Consider the following 257-nt stretch of genomic DNA (forward strand, 5'->3'; position numbering starts at 1 on the left):
GTGTGTTGCTCACCCAGGGCGGCGCACAGGTAGCGTTGGAAGTGGCCACTGCCATCCAGCAGGCCATCGCCAATGCGGCCAAGGAAGTGTTCAGGGTCGCAGCGATCCGCGCCGGTCAGGCCATTAGCCTGTCGGTTACAGCTATTGTGCACTCCCCGGTGCTGGGCGATGGCGAGTTGACTGCCGACCAGCGTCGGCGACGACTCGAAGGGCTGGGGGTACGTGCTGATCTGCTGGGCGTTGAGGCTGGGCAGGAC

General features: G+C 65.0%; 1 protein-coding gene. It reads left to right on the forward strand.

The features are described 5' to 3' along the window. On the forward strand, window positions 1-257 hold a 257-nt coding region (locus SB717_RS37510; protein ID WP_410908214.1), incomplete at both ends, for a hypothetical protein.

This window comes from Priestia sp. SIMBA_032, from assembly GCF_046535215.1.
In the GTDB taxonomy this organism is placed as follows: Bacteria; Bacillota; Bacilli; order Bacillales; family Bacillaceae_H; genus Priestia; species Priestia aryabhattai.